We start from the raw sequence: 23,528 nt of genomic DNA on the forward strand, positions 1-23,528 counted from the left end.
AAACACGATGTAATCAGAGATTATTACTGTTTATTATAGTTTTATGTAGCTGTGTAATTTGTTTTTAAAGGTATAATATAAGACGAATTACAAAATGAAAAGAATAAAATTAAAGTTGTTTTGTCTGATGTTTTTACAAGCAATGCTAAGTAAAACAATAGCACAAAATCAACCTCCTGTATCGTTGACTTTGCAAGAAGTTATTCAAGCAACATTACAGCATCATCCTCAATTAAAACAAGGTGAAGAAGAAGTAAAACTTCGTTATAGTGAATTAGAAAGCAGTAAAATAGAGCGATTGCCACAAGCAAATATTCAAATGACAATGGGGTATCAAGGAAATACAACTCTTTTTGATAAAAAGTTGAGCCAAGAAGGAACCCTAAAAAATCTTCATTTCAATCAAGGGATTCACCTTGAGATAAATCAAACTATTTTTAATGGACATCGCATTACTAGAACAATACAAGGGCATGAATTAGCCTTATTTTTATCCCAATTAGATTTGGCTCAACAGCGATTAGATTTAGAATTAATGGTGAGTAAATACTATTTAAATTTATATAGAGTAGAGTTGCTCCAGTCTATTTATATTAAGAATAAAGCATTAGCCCAGGACAGATTAACGCTTGTTCAGCAGTACCTAGAACAGGGAATGGTAACGAAAGAAGAAGTTTTATTAGCAGAACTACAGATATCTGATATTGAATTAAAACAAGAAAGTAATAGAACAGATTTAGGAATTTTGCAAAGTGAACTTCAGTTAGCCATGGGAGCTGATAGTATTAAAATAAAGACAAATGCTTCTTCTATTCCCTTTCTACAAGATTTTCTTAAACAAGAGAACTATTATGTAGAAGAAGCGCATAAAAAGTCTTTGATTTTAAAAAAAGAAGAACAAGCAGTAGAACTTCAAAAACTGCATTTAGAAAGAGAAAAGAGTAAGCGCTGGCCTGCATTGTATGGTTTTATGCAGTCTGCTACTGATCGACCTATAAGAAGTACTACTCCTCAGCTGGACTTATATGCGAATACATGGCAAGTAGGTGTTGGGATAAAGTATGATTTAATGACTTTATATACGGCAAAAAAAAGAGAGAAAACATATCAGATACAACTAAATATTGCAGAAGAGCAACAAAGCTATGTAATAAAGAAACTAAATAAAGATATCTCACAAGGATACTTGCAAGTAAGATTACACTTAAGTCAGCAAAAGCAACTACAAAAAGCTTTAGAACAAGCAAAAGAGAATTACCGTATTATACAAAATAAGTATAAAGCTCAATTAGCCTTATACTTAGATGTCTTTAATGCCAGTAATATTCTGTTAGAAACAGAGCTAAAGCTAGCCCATACTCAGGCAGAACTACTTTATTCAACACTCTATTTATCTTACTTGATAGGAGATTTAAATTTATTAAACTAAACAATTATGACATCTAGAAAACGCAATTATATTTTATTTAATACACTTACAGTAGTAGGTGTACTGGTTTTAGTATCTATAGCTATTATTGAATTCTTTCATTTAAATGATAATAGCTACACTAATTCAGCTCAGATTGAAGGCCATGTTATCCCTATTCATTCTAAAGTAAATGCTTATGTGGAGAAAGTAAACTTTAAAGAACATCAAGATGTAAAAAAAGGAGACACCTTGTTTATATTAAACGATTCAGAACTGAGAATTCAATACCAAAAAGCACAGTCAGACTTGGCTAATGCTCAAGCAGCATATAACCAGCGACTAGTAGCTATTAAGGGATTCGAAAACAATGTAGGGGTAGTAGGATCTACGATTAAGGAATCAACTGTAAAAGTAAAATACCATCAAGGCAATTATACGCGCTATACCACATTATTAAAAGAGCAAGCTGTAACTCATCAACAGTATGAGCAGATTGAATCACAGTATTTAAGCGAGCGAGCTAATCTTGAAAAATTAATAAAACAAAAAAGAACTACTGAGCTTTTAGTACAAGAAAATAAAGAAGCACTTGCTCTAGACTTGGCGCAAATAGAAATGGCTAAATCGGCGATAGCTTTAGCTAAGCTTTACTTAAGTTATACAGTAATTATAGCTCCACATGATGGAGTGATAGGCAGGAGGTATTACAATGAAGGGCAATTGGCGCAAGTTAATCAACAACTTACGTCTTTAGTAGAGTCTAAAGGTAAATGGGTAACAGCAAATTATTTAGAGAAACAAGTAAAAAACTTATCGATAGGACAACGTGTCTCTATTTCTGTAGATGCATTAGGAGGAAGAGAGTTTATAGGAACTATTACGGCTATATCTGGTGCGACTGGCTCTAAGTACGCAGGTATTCCTATAGATAATGCTGTAGGAAATTTTGTTAAAATACAACAGCGCATACCTGTACGAATAGAATTTACAACGGATAATATAGATTTAGATCAGTTGATTGCAGGAATGAATGTTGTTGTACGCCTAAAAAAATAAGAACTATGTATAATAAAGGACTTTTTAAAGCTTATGTTTCTGAGCCATTACAGTTTATTATCATGTTTGTTTTTGGCTTTGTATTGGTTAATGTCTATGCTGTATATCCTGGTAACGCCGCCGAGATATACAGTACACAAGGTTGGTCTTCTGGAGTTATTAGTAGTGCAAATAACACGATGATAATTGGAATGGCATTGACCTTTCCAATTATTATACGTGTTAAGATGGTTTTAAAAGCACAAACTAAATTGTTTTGGGGATGTTTACTTTTAGCCGCATTATCTTTTGTATCAATTTATAATACGAGCTACTTGATGCTATTAGTTATTAGTTTTAGTATGGGAGTAATTAAAATGAATTGTCTTTCTGAATTTACTTTGCTCTTTATTACTGTAGTAACACAAAAAACGGGGGCAAAAGTGAAGTCCTATGCTTATTTTTACGCTATACTATACGCTATAGTAGCCATGGGAACCTTTCTAGCAATTTATTTAGCTTATGGGTATAGTTGGGAAAGAACCTCTGTTGTTTTTGCTATTTTACTTATATTTTGTGCTATCCTGAGTCTTTTTACAGTGCATACTACTGCTTTTTCAAGATATTATCCTTTGTATTATATTGATTGGTTTAGTGTAGTTTGTTTAAGTGTCGGGTTTGCACTATGGAGTCATTTATTTGCTTTTTTACAAGAATACAATTGGTTTTATGGCGATTATAGAGGCTTTCTATACTTGAGTAGTGGATTGATACTGATTGTACTAGGGATTTTTAGGCAGCGTTATTTAAAGCGACAATTTTGGCAATTGTTTAGTTTTAGAAAAAAGAATGTCAAAATTGCAGCTGTTTTTATTTTTATATTAGGAGTATATCAAGGTGCAAGTGGATTTGATACAACACTTATGTCAACAATTCTTCATTATGATAACCTGACGTTGGCAAAGGTAAACTTAGCTATGTTACCAGGTTCTTTACTCGCGGGGGCAATTGGGTTAATACTACTTAAAAACAATAATAAAGGATTGAAGACTTTTATCTTGTTAGGTTTTGGTATTTTTATTTTGCAGTATCTCATTTCCTATTTTTATATAAATCCATATCTGACAATTACATATTTCTATTTCACCCATTTTATGCGTGCATTAGCTATTGGTATATTATATATAGGATTATGGCATTACCTAACTATGGGGTTAGCTTTAGATGATTCGTTATCTATCATGTCCTTAATGTTGATCGTAAGAACTTTTTTGGCCCTAGCTGTTTTTTCTGCGATCTATAGTTATTTAAGCTATTATTTACAAAAAGAAATTCTAGGAAATCACGCTTTATTTATTAATTATAGCTTTGTGGAAAACTCTTCTAATTTATCTATTTCTTTTGTGCAACAACAAGCGCTAATAGCATCTTTTAAAACTATTTATGGTATGATCTTATTGCTTTCTATACCTGTTGTTTTAGCTGTTAGTTTACATGGTTTTGGAGTGTCTAAGAAGATAAGGACTGTACAAATGCGTAGATTATGGATAAGGTTGAACTCTAAAAATTGGGTATAGTTTGTAGAACTTATCTCGTACATAGAACTGAGTCTAGTAAAAACGCTGTAGATCTTTAAAAATAAAAAGCCAATAATAGTCTTCTATCATTGGCTTTTAAAGTAATAAGCGATTTTCTTTTTTAATTACATCTTAATTCTGCTGTATATAGAATAATGACTTCTGTTAGATTATAGTCCTCGTCGTAAATAGGGGAGTAAAAATACACATATACAGAATCTTTAAATTTCGTTAAGGGAATTGTCTCATAGCTAGACAAATTATTAAGTACTTTTATTGTTCTATTTCCAACCCAGTGTTCTGCATTTCCTTTTGGATTTTTATCAAATCGATGGTCTTTAGCGTTCGTATAATACCAATAAGTAGGTACTTCATCCGAAATAATCAGTTCTTTATTAGGATTAAAAACTTCATCTGCGATAGCAGTGCTGTTAAACCATTCTACTTCTAAATCAGCTTCGCCTATAGCAGAGCGATAGATATCGTTATCAAAAGTAGCTCCTATTAGAAAACCATCTACATTATTTGAAGTAACTTCGAATACAAATTCATTGCTTTTAAGTGTGACAACTCCATCCTGCATAGGAACGATAGCACCATTTTGTTTCACTTCTACTTGTACAGTTCCTTCTTGTGCCCAGCTGCTTATTTGTACAGTTATGAATAGTAATAAGCTAAGACCGATTTTTTTCATCTTTAATTTCTATTTTTTGATCGTTTATGAAGCAAAGGTAAGCTATATATACTGTACTAATATTCGCTGTAAATGGGGATATTTACGAAATGAGAATAGTATGATCTTTGAAATAATATAAAAGAGTGTAATAAAGATGTATATAGGTACAACACCCCCTGGACGTAAAGAAAGATTCATTATAGTAGAAAAAGGAGATTCTGCTCAATCTCTCATAATCTTTAGTCAAGAAGAACGAATAACTAATTTAATTATATCAGGACAAGAAAGCGGCTTAGAAATATTATTAGACGAATCCTTTGCTCCTTTGTTTAAAACGATACAGATTCTTCACTTAAAAGATATCAATATTGATAAGAATTGGTTATATCAGTTTGTAAACTTAAAGCGCTTAGAGATTAAAGGTTGTCAGTATAAAGGGAAAGCCCCATTAGATTGGTTGAAGTTTACAGTTTTGGAAGAATTGTTTACTCCCTATTCTAAGCTATTTGAGAATTTGTTTGTACATCCTACTCTAAGAACAGTCTTTATAGAAAACTTTGATAAGGAAGGTTTTGTTTTTCCTTTAAACACTGTAATAGAATCTTTGTCAATAGAAAAGAGTAAAGAGTGTAAATGGGGTAGTTTAGTTAACTTAAGTGCCTTAAAAGCACTTTATTTGGTAAAAATACCTACGCTGATAGATGTTAATTGGTTAAGTACACTTACGCACTTAGAAGATATAGAGTTGAGTGCTTGCAAAAAGACAAATAATGCGATAACGTCTATTGCAGAAGTAAGTACTTTAAAGACTGTTTATTTATCAGCTATGGGAGATATTGAATCATTAAAACCATTTGAGAAGCTTCAAAATTTAAAAGAGTTAACCATCGAAGAAGGAGGAAGGCTTATCGATAAGAAAAGTAGTACCATTCTAAACAAACTAAATAATCTTGAATATAGTATAGAGATGAAAAATTATGTAGATAGTAGTGAAGAGTAGAACTAGATACTAATAAAATAAAGAGGAATGTACATAACATCCCCCTTTGTTTTATGGTATAATTTTCTTTCTAAGTGAACTTAACATAGATACTTCAGATTCTTCTTGTTTTTTTAATGCTGCAATGCTAGCTGTAATCTTGAATATCTTTTCTGAAAGTGAGGATAACCACATCAGTTGCTCAATAACCAATACAGACTCTTCCATCAGGCTCTGTATTTGTTTATCATCAGAGTAAGTTTTCTTTAATTCGTATTCACGGATACCTTTTAGATATGACATACTGAGATTAAAGTTCTCACTGCGTTCTATGATGGTTATCTCACCATTATTATAATCTTCTAATAGAGCGATAGTTTGTTTTAAATTACCTATTGTGTAGTCCATAACTACATTAAATGCTTCAGAAGCTTTGGTAGTTGTATGTGACTGTACGTATATTCCTATAGAAGCAGCTGTCGAAAGGAAGGTATGATTAAGTACAGCTAACTCATAGAGTTCTGTTCTATACTTCTGTTTAGACTTAGGCTCTTGGATCATACGTTGAAAGGAAGCCATAAGGTTACCTATTTCAATAAAAGCATATTTTCTGGCTAATTTATAAGGTAGGGTTACTTCTCCTTTTTCATTGTAGTAAAGCGTAATTTCCTTTACGTACTCTTTATTCGCTTCTATCGATTTTTTTAGATGTGTATTTAAGTTTAAGAACTCCCATGAAGGCCATAGTAGATAGTTCGCTCCGAAGGCTAATAACGCTCCTATGATAGTATCAATAACTCTATAGATCATAACATCCATAAAATCAGGTGTAAGTAACCCATATATCAGTACTACATACATCGTGATAAAGGTAACTCCAACTTTATAGTCTGTATGAGAGAACCAATACCCTATAATCATGGTTAGTACTGTAATATAAGCAATGACTGTGGCACTAGGAATAATATATAACAATCCTATAGCCACTAAACCTCCAATAACAGTACCTATTACACGCTCAAAAGATCGCTGCTTAGTCAATCCAAAACCAGGACGCATAATAACAACGATAGTTAGTAATATCCAATACCCGTTTAATACACCTGATATTTTACTAACGATAAGTCCTGCTAATATGGTCAAGGTAAGTCTTAGAGCATGTCTAAATATGGTAGAGGTAAAGTTTAAGTTCTCTTTTAGAGTTTCTAAACGATAATGCACAGGAGTTAAGAATTTTTCTAAATCCTTAAAGCGCTCTTCTACATCTGCACTAAATGCTTTCTCTGTTAGAGCTTTTTCTAAATCATGAATTTTGTTTACCTGATTTTCCGCATAATGGATAACATTCGAGAACATGACTACAGCTTCTACCATATTAGTAGATTCTCCATTCTTAACAAAATCGTTAAGCATGGCCTGAATCTCTGCTAATTCTTTAGATAGGTCATATTTAGATTTATACTTGGTCCCTAAGTTTATAGAGTAGGCAATATCGTCAATCGTCTCTGCAAAGTGATAAGCTAACTTCTGATAACGTTCTATGATTTCAGGTCTTTTGCTAAATAAATCATGTAATTTATTGTGTTCAAAAGAAGTAGACACAGCTACTTCTAGTATTTCTACTAGAGTAGAGAAGGCTACTAGCAATCTACGGTTATTAGAAGAGTTGCCTGTATTAGCTTTATTTCGAACTAAATATTCTCTCAGGTTTTCATGTACCTCATTGAGGCTTACTTGTATATTTAATTGTTCTTCTGTGATCTTTTCTACATTAGCATTCTTATCCCACAGTTGTCCTCTGTGTTTTAGATAATCTGCTGTAAGCTCCATACACTCAGATGTCTGTAATACAGCATATCGCTTAGGTCTAAGGAGATTAAAAGTAACGGATACCAATAAGTAAAGTAATCCTCCTAATAGAAGCATTAAACAGTGCATGAATAGGGCATGACCCTCATAACTATGTGCTAATCCTAGACTGGCTGCTAATAATCCTGTAAATGACAGCATATTTGCACGATGTCCATATACAGATATCATGCTTAAAGAGAAAAATACAAAGACAAAAATCGGGTAGAAATACCAGTTGCCATCAGTAATGGATAGGGTGAAAGTAACAGCTGGTACAGTAAATGCACCTACTAAAAGCCCTATTATTTTATCTTTTTTATTACTAGGAATATCAACAGGAGCTGTTAACATGGCACCAATAGCCGCAGCAAAAGCCCAATCAAAAGCTTCATAGGGCATTAGTATTAAAAAAGGGACAACAGCTGATATAGTGATTTTTAACGAATCTGCAAGATGCGTATTATCTGTGAATTTTCTAGCTTTTCCTAGCATAGGTTACTTAATCTTTGGCTTTAATTAGAGAATAGTACTTTTTATCAAGCAAGATAAAACAAATAAGACATCAAAAATAATTTGTAGTATTATTTATTCATTTATTTTTGAGTATTTTTGCACCTTTAGAATAAAATAAGAAGACATGATATTATCAATAGTTGGGTATGGTGATGCTGTTCTACGTAAAGTAGGGGAAGATATCACTAAAGACTATCCAAACTTACAAGAGCTAATAGCTAATATGTACGATACAATGTATGGAGCACATGGAGTAGGATTAGCAGCACCTCAGGTAGGATTACCTATTAGATTATTCGTTGTAGATACAGCTCCTTTTGCTGAAATGGATGGGAATACTGAAGAAGAGATTGCTTTTTTGACTACTTTTAAAAGAACATTTATAAATGCTAAGATTTTAAAAGAAGAAGGAGAAGAGTGGTCTTTTAATGAAGGATGTTTGAGTATTCCAGATGTTCACGAACCAGTTAAAAGAAAATCTAAGATACAAATAGAATATTTTGACGAAAACTTCGTTAAACATGTAGAAGAATTTGATGGTCTTGCGGCACGAGTTATTCAACATGAGTACGATCACATTGAAGGTGTGCTGTTTACAGATAAAATATCTATCTTAAAAAAGAAGTTAATTTCTAAAAAATTAAATAATATCCTTGAAGGAAAAATATTTACAGATTATAAAATGAAATTAACTAAGAAAAAAGGTAGATAAATAACTTGATTATTAATAACAATTTAAGATATTTGCGACTCTTAAAGTAAAATTTAGACAAAAATGAGTTTAGAAAAAGTTTTAGCTATTTCGGGAAAACCAGGTTTATATGAGTTACTAGTACAAACTCGTACAGGATTTATCGCTGAATCATTGGCTGATGGGAAAAAAAGTACAGTAGGATTAAGAAACAACGTTAGTTTACTATCAGAAATTTCTATCTATACTTACAATGAAGAAGTAAAGTTATTTGAAGTTTTCAGAAACATTGCTGCAAAAGAAAACAATGGTGAAGCTATTTCTCACAAAGAAGACAATCCTACATTAGTGGCTTACTTCAGAGAAGTATTACCAGAATTTGATGAAGAAAGAGTATATGTTTCTGATATCAAAAAAGTATTGAATTGGTATAACATCATTCAAAGAAGAGGATTGATTGCAGAAGCTTTTAGTGCAACTGCAACAGAAACTGAAGCAAAATAATTTATAAGAATTATATGTAGAAAGCCCGTTTTGTAAAAAGCGGGCTTTTTTTTATTTTAGACCAAAAGAATCAAGATGCATACAAGACAAGAGAAATTAGAGGCTATAGATCGCTTACTAACTATATTAGATGAGCTTAGAGTAAAATGTCCATGGGATAAAAAACAAACATTCGATAGCTTAAAAAACCTTACTGTAGAAGAAATGTATGAATTAGTAGATGCTATTACAGAAGGGGATACGGACGAAATGAAAAAAGAACTGGGGGATTTATTAATGCATATTGTTTTTTATGCTAAGATAGGTAGTGAACAGTCTTTGTTTGATATTAAAGATATTGCTGATAGTATCTCAGATAAACTTATTTTTAGACACCCTCATATTTATGGTGATGTAAAAGTAGATTCTGAAAAGGATGTATTGGCAAATTGGGAAAAACTAAAATTAAAAGAGGGAAACAGATCAGTCTTAGCGGGTGTGCCTAAAGGTTTACCAGCATTAATAAAAGCTTATCGCATTCAAGAAAAAGCAAGTGGAGTAGGGTTTGATTGGGATGAAGCCAGTGATGTTTGGCAAAAAGTAGAGGAAGAGATAGAAGAGTTTAAGGTAGAAGTGAAGGCCGATAATCAAGACCTAATGGAAGAAGAATTTGGAGATATCTTGTTCACGCTAGTTAATTATGCTCGTCATAAGGGGATTGACCCTGAAAAGGCATTGGCAAGATCTAACAGTAAGTTTATTTCTCGATTTAATATAGTAGAAGAATTAGTTAATAAAGAAAAAGGTGGTTTTGAAGATGTAACTCTTCAAGAATTAGATCAATATTGGAATAAAGCAAAAGAATAATGGGGCTACAGTCATCTCTCTATTCAAAATTTGTTTAGCATAAATGAGTTAAACTAAAAATAGAAGTCCTTATGCCGTAATGTGCATAAGGACTTCTATTTTTATCAGCGTAAAGCTTCTTTATTGAAGCTGTAAGTTATTATTTGCTAATCTGTTCTTTGTTTGTTTCTTTAGAATCATCGGATTTCTCTTTTACTTTTACTTCTTCGTGCTCACGCAATAAATTAAAGAACATCTCTTGCTGAGCTTTCATATCCTCTTGCATCCCCTTCATCAATTGCATAAAATCTTGAGCAAAGAACTCTTCAAATTCATCATTTGCTTGCTCAGAATATAAGGCTCTTCCTGCTTGTGGATCATTTGCAATATTTAGCATAGGGTTAGTTCGATTACCTAACTCTAAATAACGCTCTCCTGCTTCATTTTGATGTATTTTAACTGTGAAATCAGCTATCCCATTAGAGTTATACTCCGACTTTTGTTGAGAGGATCCTCTTTGGTCTTTAAAGCTTGTTTTAAGAGAAATAAGTTCTCCTTTAGCATTCCTCTTTATATTTGAGAAAGTAAGGTTTGCTATCTTTTCGTTGTTAACTTCTTTTTTAATCTCATCTAATTCACTATCTTTAGTATTCTTATTAATATGATATTCTATTGTAGTACTCTTAATATTTAAACCCTCTTTCTCTTGTGCGTTTATTGTACTACTAGAAAAGAATAGCACAGTAGCTAAGACAGGAACTAGTAATGTTTTAGTTGGAATAATTAACTTTTTAAATGCATTCATAATAATAGATTTTAAATAATAAAATGGTTTAAGGATAAAGACGAATTTAAGTCTTTAAGTTTTAAACTTTTTTTAAAGTTAATAGTATGAATGTTAAAAAACAAAAAATGATATGATTAAAGACTTAATAAAAGAAGAAGTATTAATAGAAGGAACTGTTCGTCCTTTCCTTTCTGACAGTATTTATCTGAGAGGAGTAAGCTCTTTGCCTTTAGTAATATTCTGTCATGGATATAAAGGTTTTAAGGATTGGGGGGCTTGGGATAAAGCCATGGATTATATTGCAGAGACAGGATGTTATGCAGTTAAGTTTAATTTTTCTTTAAATGGTACAACAATAGATAATCCTCAAGAGTTTGATGATTTAGAAGCTTTTGGGCAAAACACATACTCTCAAGAACAACGCGATCTTACAAGTGTCATTGATTATTATAAAGAAAAGCCAGAAGTAGATAAAGAAAATATTTATCTAATAGGACATAGTAGAGGAGGAGGAACTGTAATCTTACAAGGGTATTACAATCCAGAGGTAAAGGGGATAATTACCTGGGCAGGAGTGTCTGATTATAGAAAACGTTTTCCAAAAGGAGATCGTTTTGAAGAGTGGAAAGCAAAAGGAGTATTCTATAGTGAAAATGGTAGAACAAAGCAGCAGATGCCACACTACTTTACTTTCTGGGAAGACTATGAAGAGAATGAGACAATTTTAAACGTACAGAAAGCGGCTCAAAACTTAAAGAAACCAACTCTAATAGTACAAGGTACTAATGATCCTGCAGTACCACTAAAAGAAGCTCAATTATTACATCAATGGATATCTAATTCTCTTTTGGATGTAGTAGATGAGGCAGATCATGTGTTTGGTTCTAGACACCCGTATACAGAAGAAACACTGCCTAAACATTTAGAGCATGTCGCTAAAGTTACGAGTCAATTTATTCACTCAACGAAATAACAGTAATATTTTACAAAAAAAGGAGAGGTAATTGATTAATATCAATTACCTCTCCTTTTTTATTATTTACCTGTTTTTCTCTTAGTCTAGATTACTTTTACCACAGTGATAACATCTTCTTGCTTCTAGAATTAATTGGAATTGAACTCCAAAAAGGATAGAAGCTAATACTAGGTGAGCTGCTTGAGTTCCGAATGGAAAATGAACGTAATACATCATAATACCAGTGAATATCTCTAGAATTAATAATACCATTACCCACTTCATTTTATCAAAGCCTAAGTTAGATCTTCTATTGATGTAGAACAGATACATATTCAAAAACATAACTATGAAAGAGAAACTACGGTGGATATAGAATTCTACTGTAGGGTTATTTAACCATAAATACTCATTTCCTATACCTGCTTGCACTTGTTCGTCTATAAACTCACGTACTTGTGTTCCTAACACTACTTGTGCAAGAGTGAAGATAAGAGAGACTACTAATAGAATTCTAAAAGTACCATTGTACTTCTTAATCTCGGTTTCTTTTTTAGCGCTTTTAATGATTCCTATTATAATGGCAACAATAACTAAAGCCATGACCATGTGCACTGTAATCTTAATAGGATTTAATACTGAATATACTACAGTAGCTCCTAACCAAGCTTGGAATCCCATTAAGAAAACTACTAACCATGATGCTAATACTAATCCTTTGCGGTCTCTCCAGAAAGAAAACGAAGCTATCGCCATTGCTAAACAAGCTAATCCAGCTAATGCTCCACAAAGTCTATTTACATACTCTGTCCAAGTATGACTAGTGTTGAATTGAGCGTAGCTGTGTTTAGTGTATTTCTCCCAGTGACTCTCATTATAAGTGTCTGTAGTTGTAAAGGTTTCTTTTGCTTTCCACAGGCTTTGATCGTGTATGATCATTTGCCCTTTTTCGTATTCTCTATTCGGTTCCCACGTGATCGTTTGTTCATCCGTAGGAGGGATGTAATATCCAAAACACTTTGGCCAATCTGGACACCCCATTCCTGAGCCTGTCATTCTTACTGCTGCACCTGCAAAGATTACTAGATAAACTAGTATAAGAGATGCTTTAGCTAATGGCAAAAAATAGTTTCTCATTATTCTTGTTTTTTATTTACAATTTCAAGTCCCATCTTAGATGCTTTTGCTTTCATAAATTCAAAAGCCGCATCGTATTCATTAGGGATAATACCTTCTAGAATAGCTTCTTTAATAGCTTCTTTGATCATACCGATCTCTCGACAAGGATTAAGATCATAAAGCTCCATAATCTCTTCTCCTGTAATAGGAGGCTGAAAATTACGCACGTGATCGCGTTCTTCTACTTCGACTATTTTATCTCTAACTATTTTAAAGTTGTTGTGATATTTCTTAAACTTAGAAGGGTTTTTAGTCGTGATGTCAGCTTCACAAAGCGTCATTAAATCTTCTACATTTTCTCCTGCATCAAATACCAATCTTCTTACCGCTGAGTCAGTTACTTCTTTTTGAGCAAGAACAATAGGTCTTGAACTCATAATAACCATTTTTTGGACAAATTTCATCTTTTGATTTAATGGCATATGCAATCTCATAAAGATCTTCTTTACCATTTTTCCTCCAAGGAATTCGTGTCCATGAAATGTCCATCCTTGTTTTTTAGAAAAGCGTTTAGTAGGTGCCTTTCCAATATCGTGAAGTAAGGCAGACCATCTTAGCCATAAGTCATCTGTATTAGGACAGATATTATCTACCACTTCTAAAGAGTGATAAAAGTTGTTTTTATGGGTATGTCCTTCTATCTCTTCTACTTGATTAAGAGCTGTAAGCTCAGGTAAGATCAAATCAAGTAGCCCTGTTTTATATAGCAATAAGAACCCTTTAGAAGGCTTCTTAGACATTAATATCTTATTTAGCTCATCTACGATACGTTCTCCAGAGATAATCTCTAATCTCTGATGATTAGCAGTGATAGAATCAAGAGAGTTCTGCTCTATCATAAAGTCTAATTGAGTAGCGAAGCGAATTGCTCTCATCATACGCAATGGATCATCAGAATAGGTAATATCTGGATCGAGAGGAGTACGAATGATTTTATTAGCTAAATCAGCAACTCCATTAAAAGGATCTACTAACTCTCCATACGTTTCTTTCTTAAGAGATATCGCTAAGGCATTGATGGTAAAGTCACGTCTATTCTGATCATCTTCTAATGTGCCATCTTCTACAACAGGCTTTCTGCTGTCAAAGTGATAGGACTCTTTTCTCGCTCCAACAAACTCAATGTCAATGTCATCATAACGCAACATAGCTGTTCCGTAATTTTTAAACACTTGTACCTTAGGTTTGTTAGGAAGTAATTCAGATACTTTTAAAGCTAATTCGATACCACTACCTACAGCAACGATATCAATATCTTTTTTAGAATCTCTTTTTAATAAAAAATCTCTTACAAATCCGCCAATTACATAGCTATCTACATTTAGACTTTCTGCTGCTTTAGAGATATAGTCAAATATAGGATGTGTAATGGCTTCTTTATATATAGGGGTCTCATTCATAATATATTCAATAGGAGGTACTATTTTCTAATGATAGTAACTTGGCTATTATCTTTTAATTTAATAATTGTAGAAGGCTTTGCAGGCTTTGTGTCTTTTTGACGTAGGTTTACTACATAATCAACTCCTTCGATAATCTCTTTGCTAATTTCGCTAAAGTTAGCAGGAGAAGGTTCTCCACTAATATTGGCAGAAGTAGAAACCAAAGGTGATTTCATTTTTTCAATCAACCTAAAGCAAAAAGGTTCTTCTACAATACGAACACCTAAAGAGTTATCCGCTGATACTACTTCTTTAGCTACATACTTAGGGTTGTCTAAGATTAAGGTAGTAGGTTTTTCGCTACAGTCTAAGATATCCCATGTCACAGCTGGTGGAGCATTGAATACTCTGTGGAATATTCTCTCATTTACTAAGACAATCATACTTTTTGATTCTGCACGCTTTTTAAGTGCATATATTTTTTTGATAGCTTCAGGGTTATTGGCATCACATCCTATTCCCCATACAGTATCAGTAGGGTATAAGATAATCCCGCCATTTTTAATGACTTCGTATGCATTGAAAACTTCTTGTTGGATATCTTCCATTATTTTGTTGTAAATAGTATCGTTATAATCAAGGAGGTAAAATTACTAAAAAAATAGGATAGAACTAACTGATAGAAGTCATTAAAAATGCGGACTAAGCCAAATTCAAAACAATTATAATATTTTTAAGAATTCAAGAGTTATTTTCCTTTAATTTTAAAGCCTCTATAAGAGTCTAATCAGATATATAATAGGAGAGATAACTGTAATTTCAGTAGTTTTAGTTATTATTCTGTAAATATGATTAGTATATTTAAACAGCGATTTTTTTAGCTCAATTCTTCTAGTTAAACTATCGCTCAATCTATGTTTTAAAACTTCTAACAAACAATGAGCAAAAAGAATATGAAAGATTTTAATAAAGATGAATTATTAGCAATGTATGCCAAAGTGTGTAAGAATACACTTATGGAGACACTCGAAATAGAATATATAGACGCTGGACCTGACTTTTTAGTAGCTAAAATGCCTGTCAATCCAAGAGTACACCAACCTATGGGGCTCTTACATGGAGGAGCATCTGTGGCATTAGCAGAAAGTCTAGGAAGTGGAGCTTCTCTAATGCTAATAGATCCTGCTAAGCAGGAAATAAGAGGTATTGAGATTTCTGCTAATCACGTAAAGAGTAAGCGATCTGGTTATGTAATCGGAACAGCTAGATTATTACACAGAGGACGCACACTGCACTTATGGGAAATAAGAATAACAGATGAGAATGATGTATTAGTATCTATTTGTAAAATTACAAATATCGTTATCGATAAATAATTAAAGTGATTTTGTTATTTTGGTCTTTTGTGATGAGGATGATGTAAATTTAAGAGTGTAATTCGTGGAGCAAAAACAAAGTAACAAAAGCACAGAAAAACAAATCAACATAAAAGATGTATTTATTTAAATGCTTAGCGAAGCAGTATGCTGATCAAAAGCCTTTTGCAGTCTATCGCAAACCAAATTCTAAAACAATAGTAGGGTTATTTCAAAAAACGTATGCTCTTCATAAGGTGGAGACATTTGAAGAACAGGGTTTTGTATTTGCACCTTTTGCAGAAGGGACACGTTTTTATATTCCATTAGCAGAGTCTGCTATTATCAAAGAAGCACAAGGAGATCTTGCTTTAGACCTTCATGAGGTTATCCTTAATTATGATGATAAGAAAGCTAAGGAAGACTTTGAAGACTTAGTAAGACGTTGTGTAAGTGCTATTAAAGATAAACAATTTGGAAAGGTAGTTCCTTCTAGAAAAGAAAATGTTCCTTATCAAGTAGAGGATTTAGGACAGTTATTTAATAAATTGTGTAATACTTATCCAACGGCATTTTGTTCTTTAGTATATCATCCAGAAATAGGACTGTGGATGGGAGCAACACCAGAAACATTATTATCTATAAAGAACAATACTTTAAAAACAATGGCACTTGCAGGTACACAAGTAAATCATGGACAAGAAGTAGTAGAGTGGGGGATTAAGGAACAAGAAGAACAATTATTTGTAACGGATTTTATTACAGAAACTTTAAAGCCTTTTGTCCAAGATATTACAACTTCAGAACCCTATTCTAAGCGTGCAGCTAAAGTGATGCATATTTGTACAGATATTACTGCTACATTAAGCAACAACAGCCTTAAACCAATAGTTGAAGCACTTCATCCTACTCCTGCTGTTTGTGGGATGCCAAAGGATGTAGCACGCGATTTTTTGGTTAGAGAAGAAGGATATTATAGAGGGTATTATGCTGGTTATTTAGGAGAATTAAATTGCAATGTAGAACAAGAAAATACAGATGAAACGAATCTATTTGTAAATTTGCGTTGTATGAATATAGAAGAGGATAGTGTTAACCTCTATATTGGCTGTGGGGTAACTATAGATAGTGATCCATCAAGCGAATTTATAGAAACAGTGAATAAGTCTTCTACCATGAAACAGGTATTCATTTAAGAATTGTGAATTACAGAATAATAAAAAACAACAAATGAAATTAGATATATTAGCGTTTGGAGCTCATCCAGACGATGTAGAATTAGGATGTGGAGCAACTATTGCGAAGGAAGTTTCTCTAGGGAAAAAGGTAGGGATTATTGATCTTACCCAAGGAGAATTAGGTACTAGAGGTTCTGCGGAGATTAGAAAAATAGAAGCAACTAACGCTGCTGCTATATTAGGAGTGTCTGCAAGAGAGAATTTAAAGTTTAGAGATGGATTCTTTATTAATGATGAAAAGCATCAGTTAGAAGTTATTAAAATGATTCGTAAGTATCGTCCAGAGATAGTATTGTGTAATGCTATTGACGATAGACATATCGATCATGGAAAAGGGAGTAAATTAGTGTCTGATGCTTGTTTCCTTTCAGGATTGAGAAAGATAGAAACTAGCTTAGATGGAGAAGAACAAGAAGCATGGAGACCTAAGGTAGTATATCATTATATACAATGGAAAAACATAGAGCCAGACTTCGTTGTAGATGTAACTGGCTTCATGGATCAGAAAGTTGATTCTGTTATGGCATATAGCACGCAATTCTTTGATCAAGATTCTAAAGAACCGAGTACTCCAATCACGTCAAAAAACTTCTTAGACAGCATAACTTATCGTGCGCAGGACCTAGGAAGACTAATAAATAAAGATTTTGCTGAAGGTTTTACAGTTGAAAGGTATTTAGCAGTCAATACATTAGAAGATTTGATATAAAATTAGTGTAAAAAATAAGCGAAAAAGCTTGCGAAGTATAGAATAATCGCTAAATTTGCACTCGTTAAACAGAAACATGGTAGCTATAGCTCAGCTGGTTAGAGCGTCGGATTGTGGTTCCGAAGGTCGTGGGTTCGAACCCCATTAGTTACCCTAGTATTTTAATACTGTTTAACATGGTAGCTATAGCTCAGCTGGTTAGAGCGCCGGATTGTGGTTCCGGAGGTCGTGGGTTCGAACCCCATTAGTTACCCTAAGTACTTATATATCATTAAATGGTGACTATAGCTCAGTTGGTTAGAGCGCCGGATTGTGGTTCCGGAGGTCGTGGGTTCGAGACCCATTAGTCACCCTAAGTACTTTACATTATTAAATGGTAGCTATAGCTCAGCTGGTTAGAGCGTCGGATTGTGGTTCCGAAGGTCGTGGGTTCGAAACCCATTAGTTACCCTAAAAAAAAGGCATTCAATTTATTGAATGCCTTTTTTAGTTTTTAAATACTCAAGATTGTTTCTTTATTTAATTCAATAAAATTACCTTTTGTATGGATCAGTGACAAAAGTTGGGGACTACGCAAAAAGTTTAGTTAATCTAAAAAGAAAAAACTTCTTATCTCTAACACCTCTATACATCATACGGAAGTATTTAATTTTGGCATTAAATGATTCCGCAGAAGCATTTGTACTTCTATTAATAAAGTAATTGATGATTTCGTTATAGTGTACATTAAAAGTCTTTAAAACAGTACTAAAGTGTTTGAGTGAAGCTTTTTCAATATCATTAAACCAATGAGCTAGCTTAGTCATAGCTATTTCTTTATCTATTTGTAGATTATATATCTGTCTAAGGTTATTAGCTAGTAGATAGGCTTGTTTAATCTCTGGGTATAATTCAAATAGTATCTTAGCTCTTTCTTGTTGGTCAGATGTCCAATTAATTTGGTTTTTATAAAGTAGAGAACGTGAGCGAACTAAAAGTTGCTTCTTAGTATCTCCATTACTAAGTATTTCAGGATTATATATAATGCCTTCTTCCTTAGCCTTTAAAACAGCAGTGTTCTCAGCGTCAAGCTCAGCCCATCTATATTTTATTCTAATATCTTGTACAGCTTCACTTACAAGCTTTTGTACATGAAAACGATCAATTACTTGCACAGCTTTAGGGAAGCACTTCTTAGCTATCTGTTTCATAGCCCCTGCCATATCTAAAGTAATCTCGGTAACTTTATTTCTAAATTTTTTAGGTAGTTTAGATAGATGCTTTATTACAGTATCTGATTTTGTTCCTTTAACTATCGCTACAATGGTCTTTTTCTGACCTTTACCTGCTTTAGAAGTCAGTATAGTGTACAATTCTCCCATAGATAAACATACTTCGTCTATGGACAGTTGTTCAGTTATATTTTCTGGATAGAGTAGCCAGTCTTGTGCATGTTCTTGTTGATTCCATTGTTTGAAACCACTAGTTTTATGTTTGTATTGGCGTTGAAACTTTTCACCTTTAACTCCAAATAATTCACCAATAGCCTTACAGCTAAGTACTTTAGTATCGGCCAATTTTTTTTAAGAACTCCGAAAACTCTGTAGTCATTCGTGTTCCTTCTGCGATGATATTCCAATCACGTGATATAATTTCTCCTGTTTGTTTATCTGTCCAACGACGACGTTGTACGTGTAGTTTAACTGATTTACCTCGTAACGGGAAGTCTTCAATAGTAATCATACTATGGAAACCTTTAGAAATAAGCTGTCTTTCAGCACATTGATTTCCGTAATCATTCTTCTCTTCAAAGTAGATATGTAGTTTGGTCTCTAATTCTTCTACTTTAGTAATATTGAAGTGTTCTACTAAGTAAGTAGGTAAGATTAGTTTTAGTATTTCTTGGCTATCCATCATAGCACAAAGATATTATTTTACACTTTCCTCCCCAACTTTTAACGTTGATCCTTTTGTATTCACTTCTATTTTTACTTTATCTGCCTTAAATGCATTGCGTTGTACTTCTTTAAGTTCCTCTTTAGACATAGCGCTTATCTCTCTATCATTTACTGATAATATTTTATCGTCTATTTTTAGGATCAGTGACAAAAGTTGGGGACTAGGCAAAAAGTCTAGTTAATCTAAAAAGGAAAAACTTCTTATCTCTAACACCTCTATACATCATACGGAAGTATTTAATTTTGGCATTAAATGATTCCGCAGAAGCATTTGTACTTCTATTAATAAAGTAATTGATGATTTCGTTATAGTGTACATTAAACGTCTTTAAAACAGTACTAAAGTGTTTGAGTGAAGTTTTTTCAATATCATTAAACCAATGAGCAAGCTTAGTCATAGCTATTTCTTTATCTATTTGTAGATTATATATCTGTCTAAGGTTATTAGCAAGTAGATAGGCTTGTTTGATCTCTGGGTATAATTCAAATAGTACCTTAGCTCTTTCTTGTTGGTCAGATGTCCAATTAATTTGGTTTTTATAAAGTAGAGAACGTGAGCGAACTAAAAGTTGCTTCTTAGTATCTCCATTACTAAGTATTTCAGGATTATATATAATGCCTTCTTCCTTAGCCTTTAAAACAGCAGTGTTCTCAGCGTCAAGCTCAGCCCATCTATATTTTATTCTAATATCTTGTACAGCTTCACTTACAAGCTTTTGTACATGAAAACGATCAATTACTTGCACAGCTTTAGGGAAGCACTTCTTAGCTATCTGTTTCATAGCCCCTGCCATATCTAAAGTAATCTCGGTAACTTTATCTCTAAGTTTTTTAGGTAGTTTAGATAGATGCTTTATTACAGTATCTGATTTTGTTCCTTTAACTATCGCTACAATGGTCTTTTTCTGACCTTTACCTGCTTTAGAAGTCAGTATAGTGTACAATTCTCCCATAGATAAACATACTTCATCTATGGAGAGTTGTTCAGTTATATTTTCTGGGTAGAGTAGCCAGTCTTGTGCATGTTCTTGTTGATCCCATTGTTTGAAACCACTAGTTTTATGTTTGTATTGGCGTTGAAACTTTTCACCTTTAACTCCAAATAATTCACCAATAGCCTTACAGCTAAGTACTTTAGTATCGGCCAATTTTTTTTAAGAACTCCGAAAACTCTGTAGTCATTCGTGTTCCTTCTGCGATGATATTCCAATCACGTGATATAATTTCTCCTGTTTGTTTATCTGTCCAACGACGACGTTGTACGTGTAGTTTAACTGATTTACCTCGTAACGGGAAGTCTTCAATAGTAATCATACTATGGAAACCTTTAGAAATAAGCTGTCTTTCAGCACATTGATTTCCGTAATCATTCTTCTCTTCAAAGTAGATATGTAGTTTGGTCTCTAATTCTTCTACTTTAGTAATATTGAAGTGTTCTACTAAGTAAGTAGGTAAGATTAGTTTTAGTATTTCTTGGCTATCCATCATAGCACAAAGATATTATTTTACACTTTCCTCCCCAACTTTTAACGTTGATCCTATTTTTAGGTTATTCTTTCTAATAGCTGGACTGTCCCAAACAAAAGAAATAACTAGTTCATTATTCTTTAGTTTAGTTTTAATCCCTATATGCTCATAAGTTAGAGAAAAGCTTTTATTGTAAGGTTTAAAGTAAAAGTGATTCTTATATAAGATGGTGCGATAATACTGAAGCCATTTAGCCCCTAAGTTACTAGTATCATCTACATCTACAGCAGTTAGAAATACAGGAATTTCATAATTACCAACTTTCATCTCTAAAGGAGCAATGTATGTTTTACCTATACTTGGACCAAAAGCACTATAACTAATCACCCCCTCACCAGTAAGTGCTTTAGAAAATACTTTTTTATCATTCAGGGTGTTAAATACATCTTCGCTTAGGTAAAAGAAATCATTATAACCTGTATCAAAGAAAATATTCTTTTCTTTTAGACCATTAAAATAAGTCATTTTTAGGGTAGGTGTACCTGAGTCTTCTTTTTTTACTTTAATTTTATTAAATAAATTTATATCTTTTTTATTTAAAGTATTAGAGAGTGTTATTCTATTGTTTTCAAGATCAAAGTCCCAACAACTTTTACTTATCATATTGCCACCTATCAGACCATCTACACCTAATGATTTAAATGCATCCATATCACTTTGAACTGCAGTAAAGTTTTTATATTCTAATTTTCCGATTTTAATGCTTGGAATACTTACATACTTAACTTTAGATACATTGTTAGAAGCATCATGTAATTCATCTTCATATATAAACTTAAAATCTCCTTTTACATTAAAAGTAATTGATGTCGGGGCACCAGTATCTACAATGAACTTATAGGTTTTGCCTTCAATAATTACATCCACATAGATATGGTCCTCTTTTAGTGTATAATTTAAAATTTCATTATAAATACTAGGGGTTATAATTCCTTTTTTAAAAATTCCTTTTTGTGCAAATAAGTTAAAAGAGAACAATAAGACTAATACAGTTATTATGTTTGTTTTGTTGTTAAAAAACATATTTTATTATGTGTTGAGAGTTAATTTTAATTGATTACAAATATAAAGTTATTAAATAAAACAAATATATCTGTTTAGTATACTTTTTACTAATAGAAAGGAAGACTAAGTAATATGCATAATCACTATCTCTAATGCTACTCTTTTAGTATTTTTGTTCTAGAACACATATATTTATAAATCTCGATATGAAAGCATTATTAGTAGTAGACTTACAATATGATTTTTTGCCAGGGGGTAGCTTAGCTGTAAAAGATGGTGATAAGATTATCCCTGTTATTAATACAATCCAAAAGCAATTTGATTTAATCATAGCAACTCAAGATTGGCATCCTAATAACCATAAGAGTTTTGCCAGCCAACATCCAGATAATAAATTATTTGATGTAATTAATCTTAATGGAATACCACAGGTACTTTGGCCAGATCACTGTGTACAAGGAACTAAAGGAGCTGAGTTTACTGCTGAATGGGATACTACTAAAGTAGCCGCTATTTTTAGAAAAGGAATGAATGTAGAAGTTGACTCCTATAGTGGTTTTTACGACAATGATCACCAGCATAGCACGGGACTATTAGGTTTTTTAAAAGATAAAGAAGTAAAAGAACTATATGTATGTGGCTTAGCAGCAGAATTCTGTGTTTATTTTAGTGCAAAAGATGCACATGAAGCTGGTATCAAAACATTCTTTCTTAATTTTGCTACTAAACCTATCACTGAAGGTGGTTTATCTCAAGCAATAAAAGAAATGGAATCTCTAGGAATTACTATCCTAAAAAATCAAGAAGAGTTAGATTAAACAATGAAAAAATACAGTAGATTCAACTTTTTTAAACACACCTATTGCGAATGGCAAGAAATACCTATGTCATTTATCGAAGGGAGAAAACCTGATTACAAAAGCAAGACGGGGAGTATGTATTATTATGATGAGAAAGGGGTGGCGAGGTATGCAAACCACTGGGGTAGAGCAGCTAACTGTAGATGGAAGATCACATCTGATGAGTATAAGAATAGTGTATATACATTAGCCTATGCTACCTGGGATAGCTTCTTTCCTAACAATGAACAAGAACCTTTATACGCGATAATCATAGATGAAGAAAAAAAATATGTGACTTTTAAACATAAAGGTTGTCTTAATGATACAAACCATGTGTTGAGAAGTGCTTCTGAGACTGCAAAGAGGATTACGAAGGTCAAGGAGATTTTAGAAACAGATGGATGGTATAAGTATCTAGACTTTATTAATATTGAAGAAGCTAGAAAGTTCTTGGTAAATGGTTTAGTAAATTCAAACACTGAATTTCTTAAATTAAAGCAAGAAATATTGAAAAAAAAATAATAAATATGTTTATTTTGATTAATTTAGC

At 32.7% G+C, this 23,528-nt stretch carries 25 protein-coding genes and 4 tRNA genes; 17 read left to right on the forward strand and 12 right to left on the reverse strand.

The genetic code is table 11. The annotated features are described in order from the left end of the window. Positions 1–94: 94 nt before the first annotated feature. Genes BK054_RS13900 through BK054_RS13910 form a run of 3 tightly spaced genes read left to right on the forward strand, consistent with a single transcriptional unit; the run spans position 95 to position 4,023 of the window. Entirely contained in the window at positions 95–1,429 is a 1,335-nt protein-coding gene (locus BK054_RS13900; protein ID WP_232234281.1) for a TolC family protein, read from the forward strand. A gap of 6 nt (positions 1,430–1,435) precedes the next feature. After that, complete coding sequence (locus BK054_RS13905; RefSeq protein ID WP_006265294.1) at positions 1,436–2,467, forward strand: HlyD family secretion protein; 1,032 nt, start codon at positions 1,436–1,438, stop codon at positions 2,465–2,467. Between the two features lie 5 nt (positions 2,468–2,472). Further along, complete coding sequence (locus BK054_RS13910; protein WP_071307363.1) at positions 2,473–4,023, forward strand: hypothetical protein; 1,551 nt, start codon at positions 2,473–2,475, stop codon at positions 4,021–4,023. A 121-nt stretch (positions 4,024–4,144) separates the two neighbouring features. On the opposite strand, the gene BK054_RS13915 is transcribed toward BK054_RS13910, so the two are convergent. Next, complete coding sequence (locus tag BK054_RS13915; protein WP_071307364.1) at positions 4,145–4,717, reverse strand: hypothetical protein; 573 nt, start codon at positions 4,715–4,717, stop codon at positions 4,145–4,147. A 136-nt stretch (positions 4,718–4,853) separates the two neighbouring features. Between BK054_RS13915 and BK054_RS13920 the strand changes: the two genes are divergently transcribed. Next, positions 4,854–5,699 (forward strand): hypothetical protein, encoded by an 846-nt coding sequence (locus BK054_RS13920; protein ID WP_071307365.1) that lies wholly within the window; start codon positions 4,854–4,856, stop codon positions 5,697–5,699. 51 nt (positions 5,700–5,750) lie between these two features. Here BK054_RS13920 and BK054_RS13925 read toward each other — a convergent pair whose 3' ends face one another. After that, positions 5,751–8,021: an FUSC family protein gene (locus BK054_RS13925; RefSeq protein ID WP_071307366.1), complete on the reverse strand. Its 2,271-nt coding sequence runs from the start codon at positions 8,019–8,021 to the stop codon at positions 5,751–5,753. 145 nt (positions 8,022–8,166) lie between these two features. Here BK054_RS13925 and def point away from each other — a divergent pair, with 145 nt between their 5' ends. The 3 genes from def to mazG all read left to right on the forward strand — a co-directional run bounded on the left by def (position 8,167) and on the right by mazG (position 10,083). Next, positions 8,167–8,754 carry a peptide deformylase gene (def, locus tag BK054_RS13930; protein ID WP_006258863.1) on the forward strand — a complete coding sequence of 196 codons (588 nt, stop codon included), beginning with the start codon at positions 8,167–8,169 and terminating at the stop codon, positions 8,752–8,754. Between the two features lie 63 nt (positions 8,755–8,817). Next, positions 8,818–9,237 (forward strand): DUF5606 domain-containing protein, encoded by a 420-nt coding sequence (locus BK054_RS13935; RefSeq protein WP_071307367.1) that lies wholly within the window; start codon positions 8,818–8,820, stop codon positions 9,235–9,237. A gap of 75 nt (positions 9,238–9,312) precedes the next feature. Further along, a complete protein-coding gene (mazG, locus tag BK054_RS13940; protein ID WP_071307368.1) occupies positions 9,313–10,083 on the forward strand; it encodes a nucleoside triphosphate pyrophosphohydrolase in 771 nt (256 codons plus the stop codon). 139 nt (positions 10,084–10,222) lie between these two features. Here mazG and BK054_RS13945 read toward each other — a convergent pair whose 3' ends face one another. Continuing rightward, positions 10,223–10,867: a hypothetical protein gene (locus BK054_RS13945; protein ID WP_071307369.1), complete on the reverse strand. Its 645-nt coding sequence runs from the start codon at positions 10,865–10,867 to the stop codon at positions 10,223–10,225. Between the two features lie 112 nt (positions 10,868–10,979). On the opposite strand from BK054_RS13945, the gene BK054_RS13950 reads away from it, so the two are divergent. Beyond that, entirely contained in the window at positions 10,980–11,822 is an 843-nt protein-coding gene (locus BK054_RS13950; protein WP_071307370.1) for an alpha/beta hydrolase family protein, read from the forward strand. An 81-nt stretch (positions 11,823–11,903) separates the two neighbouring features. On the opposite strand, the gene BK054_RS13955 is transcribed toward BK054_RS13950, so the two are convergent. Genes BK054_RS13955 through BK054_RS13965 form a run of 3 tightly spaced genes read right to left on the reverse strand, consistent with a single transcriptional unit; the run spans position 11,904 to position 14,973 of the window. Beyond that, positions 11,904–12,941 carry a COX15/CtaA family protein gene (locus BK054_RS13955; protein WP_039329565.1) on the reverse strand — a complete coding sequence of 346 codons (1,038 nt, stop codon included), beginning with the start codon at positions 12,939–12,941 and terminating at the stop codon, positions 11,904–11,906. After that, a complete protein-coding gene (locus BK054_RS13960) occupies positions 12,941–14,383 on the reverse strand; it encodes a CCA tRNA nucleotidyltransferase (RefSeq protein WP_039329566.1) in 1,443 nt (480 codons plus the stop codon). Before BK054_RS13960 ends, BK054_RS13955 begins: the two co-directional genes overlap by 1 nt. 20 nt (positions 14,384–14,403) lie before the next feature. After that, entirely contained in the window at positions 14,404–14,973 is a 570-nt protein-coding gene (locus tag BK054_RS13965) for an L-threonylcarbamoyladenylate synthase (protein WP_006265308.1), read from the reverse strand. A gap of 345 nt (positions 14,974–15,318) precedes the next feature. Here BK054_RS13965 and BK054_RS13970 point away from each other — a divergent pair, with 345 nt between their 5' ends. From BK054_RS13970 to BK054_RS14000, 7 genes are all read left to right on the forward strand, one after another. Continuing rightward, positions 15,319–15,741, forward strand: coding sequence for a PaaI family thioesterase (locus BK054_RS13970; RefSeq protein ID WP_082013847.1), 423 nt, complete (start codon positions 15,319–15,321; stop codon positions 15,739–15,741). Positions 15,742–15,857: 116 nt separating this feature from the next. Then, positions 15,858–16,916, forward strand: coding sequence for a chorismate-binding protein (locus BK054_RS13975; protein ID WP_039329570.1), 1,059 nt, complete (start codon positions 15,858–15,860; stop codon positions 16,914–16,916). 34 nt (positions 16,917–16,950) lie between these two features. Further along, positions 16,951–17,667, forward strand: a complete 717-nt coding sequence (gene bshB1, locus BK054_RS13980) for a bacillithiol biosynthesis deacetylase BshB1 (protein ID WP_071307371.1) — start codon at positions 16,951–16,953, stop codon at positions 17,665–17,667. Between the two features lie 79 nt (positions 17,668–17,746). After that, positions 17,747–17,820: transfer RNA gene (locus tag BK054_RS13985), tRNA-His, on the forward strand. Between the two features lie 26 nt (positions 17,821–17,846). Further along, positions 17,847–17,920: transfer RNA gene (locus BK054_RS13990), tRNA-His, on the forward strand. 25 nt (positions 17,921–17,945) lie between these two features. Beyond that, positions 17,946–18,019, forward strand: a tRNA-His gene (locus BK054_RS13995). Positions 18,020–18,043: 24 nt separating this feature from the next. Next, positions 18,044–18,117 (forward strand) — tRNA-His (locus BK054_RS14000). Between the two features lie 119 nt (positions 18,118–18,236). On the opposite strand, the gene BK054_RS14005 is transcribed toward BK054_RS14000, so the two are convergent. The 6 genes from BK054_RS14005 to BK054_RS14030 are packed head-to-tail and all read right to left on the reverse strand — an operon-like array spanning position 18,237 to position 22,154. Then, positions 18,237–19,223: a transposase gene (locus BK054_RS14005; protein WP_071306886.1), complete on the reverse strand. Its 987-nt coding sequence runs from the start codon at positions 19,221–19,223 to the stop codon at positions 18,237–18,239. After that, positions 19,210–19,563 carry a hypothetical protein gene (locus tag BK054_RS14010; RefSeq protein WP_006260368.1) on the reverse strand — a complete coding sequence of 118 codons (354 nt, stop codon included), beginning with the start codon at positions 19,561–19,563 and terminating at the stop codon, positions 19,210–19,212. Before BK054_RS14010 ends, BK054_RS14005 begins: the two co-directional genes overlap by 14 nt. A 12-nt stretch (positions 19,564–19,575) precedes the next feature. Further along, positions 19,576–19,755, reverse strand: coding sequence for a PDZ domain-containing protein (locus tag BK054_RS14015; RefSeq protein ID WP_071307372.1), 180 nt, complete (start codon positions 19,753–19,755; stop codon positions 19,576–19,578). 10 nt (positions 19,756–19,765) lie between these two features. Beyond that, positions 19,766–20,752 (reverse strand): transposase, encoded by a 987-nt coding sequence (locus BK054_RS14020; RefSeq protein WP_071307373.1) that lies wholly within the window; start codon positions 20,750–20,752, stop codon positions 19,766–19,768. Then, positions 20,739–21,092, reverse strand: a complete 354-nt coding sequence (locus BK054_RS14025) for a hypothetical protein (RefSeq protein ID WP_006260368.1) — start codon at positions 21,090–21,092, stop codon at positions 20,739–20,741. The genes BK054_RS14020 and BK054_RS14025 overlap by 14 nt, the downstream gene beginning before the upstream one ends. A 12-nt stretch (positions 21,093–21,104) precedes the next feature. Then, positions 21,105–22,154 (reverse strand): retropepsin-like aspartic protease, encoded by a 1,050-nt coding sequence (locus tag BK054_RS14030; protein ID WP_232234282.1) that lies wholly within the window; start codon positions 22,152–22,154, stop codon positions 21,105–21,107. 188 nt (positions 22,155–22,342) lie between these two features. Here BK054_RS14030 and pncA point away from each other — a divergent pair, with 188 nt between their 5' ends. Together pncA and BK054_RS14040 are read left to right on the forward strand one after the other, a co-directional pair. After that, positions 22,343–22,954 (forward strand): bifunctional nicotinamidase/pyrazinamidase, encoded by a 612-nt coding sequence (pncA, locus tag BK054_RS14035; protein ID WP_071307374.1) that lies wholly within the window; start codon positions 22,343–22,345, stop codon positions 22,952–22,954. A 3-nt stretch (positions 22,955–22,957) separates the two neighbouring features. Beyond that, complete coding sequence (locus tag BK054_RS14040; protein ID WP_071307375.1) at positions 22,958–23,500, forward strand: hypothetical protein; 543 nt, start codon at positions 22,958–22,960, stop codon at positions 23,498–23,500. Positions 23,501–23,528 lie beyond the last annotated feature (28 nt).

Origin of the sequence: Myroides sp. ZB35 (assembly GCF_001865835.1) — a bacterium.
GTDB classification, from domain to species: domain Bacteria; phylum Bacteroidota; class Bacteroidia; order Flavobacteriales; family Flavobacteriaceae; genus Flavobacterium; species Flavobacterium odoratimimum.

Bases quoted from the DNA above. Each gene is read 5' to 3' on its own strand.
- BK054_RS13970 (WP_082013847.1), top strand. From the start codon at position 15,319: ATGAAAGATTTTAATAAAGATGAATTATTAGCAATGTATGCCAAAGTG.
- BK054_RS14025 (WP_006260368.1), bottom strand. From the start codon at position 21,092: ATGATGGATAGCCAAGAAATACTAAAACTAATCTTACCTACTTACTTA.
- bshB1 (WP_071307371.1), top strand. From the start codon at position 16,951: ATGAAATTAGATATATTAGCGTTTGGAGCTCATCCAGACGATGTAGAA.
- BK054_RS13915 (WP_071307364.1), bottom strand. From the start codon at position 4,717: ATGAAAAAAATCGGTCTTAGCTTATTACTATTCATAACTGTACAAATA.
- BK054_RS13920 (WP_071307365.1), top strand. From the start codon at position 4,854: ATGTATATAGGTACAACACCCCCTGGACGTAAAGAAAGATTCATTATA.
- def (WP_006258863.1), top strand. From the start codon at position 8,167: ATGATATTATCAATAGTTGGGTATGGTGATGCTGTTCTACGTAAAGTA.
- mazG (WP_071307368.1), top strand. From the start codon at position 9,313: ATGCATACAAGACAAGAGAAATTAGAGGCTATAGATCGCTTACTAACT.
- BK054_RS13905 (WP_006265294.1), top strand. From the start codon at position 1,436: ATGACATCTAGAAAACGCAATTATATTTTATTTAATACACTTACAGTA.
- BK054_RS13935 (WP_071307367.1), top strand. From the start codon at position 8,818: ATGAGTTTAGAAAAAGTTTTAGCTATTTCGGGAAAACCAGGTTTATAT.
- BK054_RS13965 (WP_006265308.1), bottom strand. From the start codon at position 14,973: ATGGAAGATATCCAACAAGAAGTTTTCAATGCATACGAAGTCATTAAA.
- BK054_RS13900 (WP_232234281.1), top strand. From the start codon at position 95: ATGAAAAGAATAAAATTAAAGTTGTTTTGTCTGATGTTTTTACAAGCA.
- BK054_RS14030 (WP_232234282.1), bottom strand. From the start codon at position 22,154: ATGTTTTTTAACAACAAAACAAACATAATAACTGTATTAGTCTTATTG.
- BK054_RS14040 (WP_071307375.1), top strand. From the start codon at position 22,958: ATGAAAAAATACAGTAGATTCAACTTTTTTAAACACACCTATTGCGAA.
- BK054_RS13975 (WP_039329570.1), top strand. From the start codon at position 15,858: ATGTATTTATTTAAATGCTTAGCGAAGCAGTATGCTGATCAAAAGCCT.
- BK054_RS13925 (WP_071307366.1), bottom strand. From the start codon at position 8,021: ATGCTAGGAAAAGCTAGAAAATTCACAGATAATACGCATCTTGCAGAT.
- BK054_RS13960 (WP_039329566.1), bottom strand. From the start codon at position 14,383: ATGAATGAGACCCCTATATATAAAGAAGCCATTACACATCCTATATTT.
- BK054_RS13945 (WP_071307369.1), bottom strand. From the start codon at position 10,867: ATGAATGCATTTAAAAAGTTAATTATTCCAACTAAAACATTACTAGTT.
- BK054_RS13910 (WP_071307363.1), top strand. From the start codon at position 2,473: ATGTATAATAAAGGACTTTTTAAAGCTTATGTTTCTGAGCCATTACAG.
- BK054_RS13950 (WP_071307370.1), top strand. From the start codon at position 10,980: ATGATTAAAGACTTAATAAAAGAAGAAGTATTAATAGAAGGAACTGTT.
- pncA (WP_071307374.1), top strand. From the start codon at position 22,343: ATGAAAGCATTATTAGTAGTAGACTTACAATATGATTTTTTGCCAGGG.
- BK054_RS13955 (WP_039329565.1), bottom strand. From the start codon at position 12,941: ATGAGAAACTATTTTTTGCCATTAGCTAAAGCATCTCTTATACTAGTT.
- BK054_RS14010 (WP_006260368.1), bottom strand. From the start codon at position 19,563: ATGATGGATAGCCAAGAAATACTAAAACTAATCTTACCTACTTACTTA.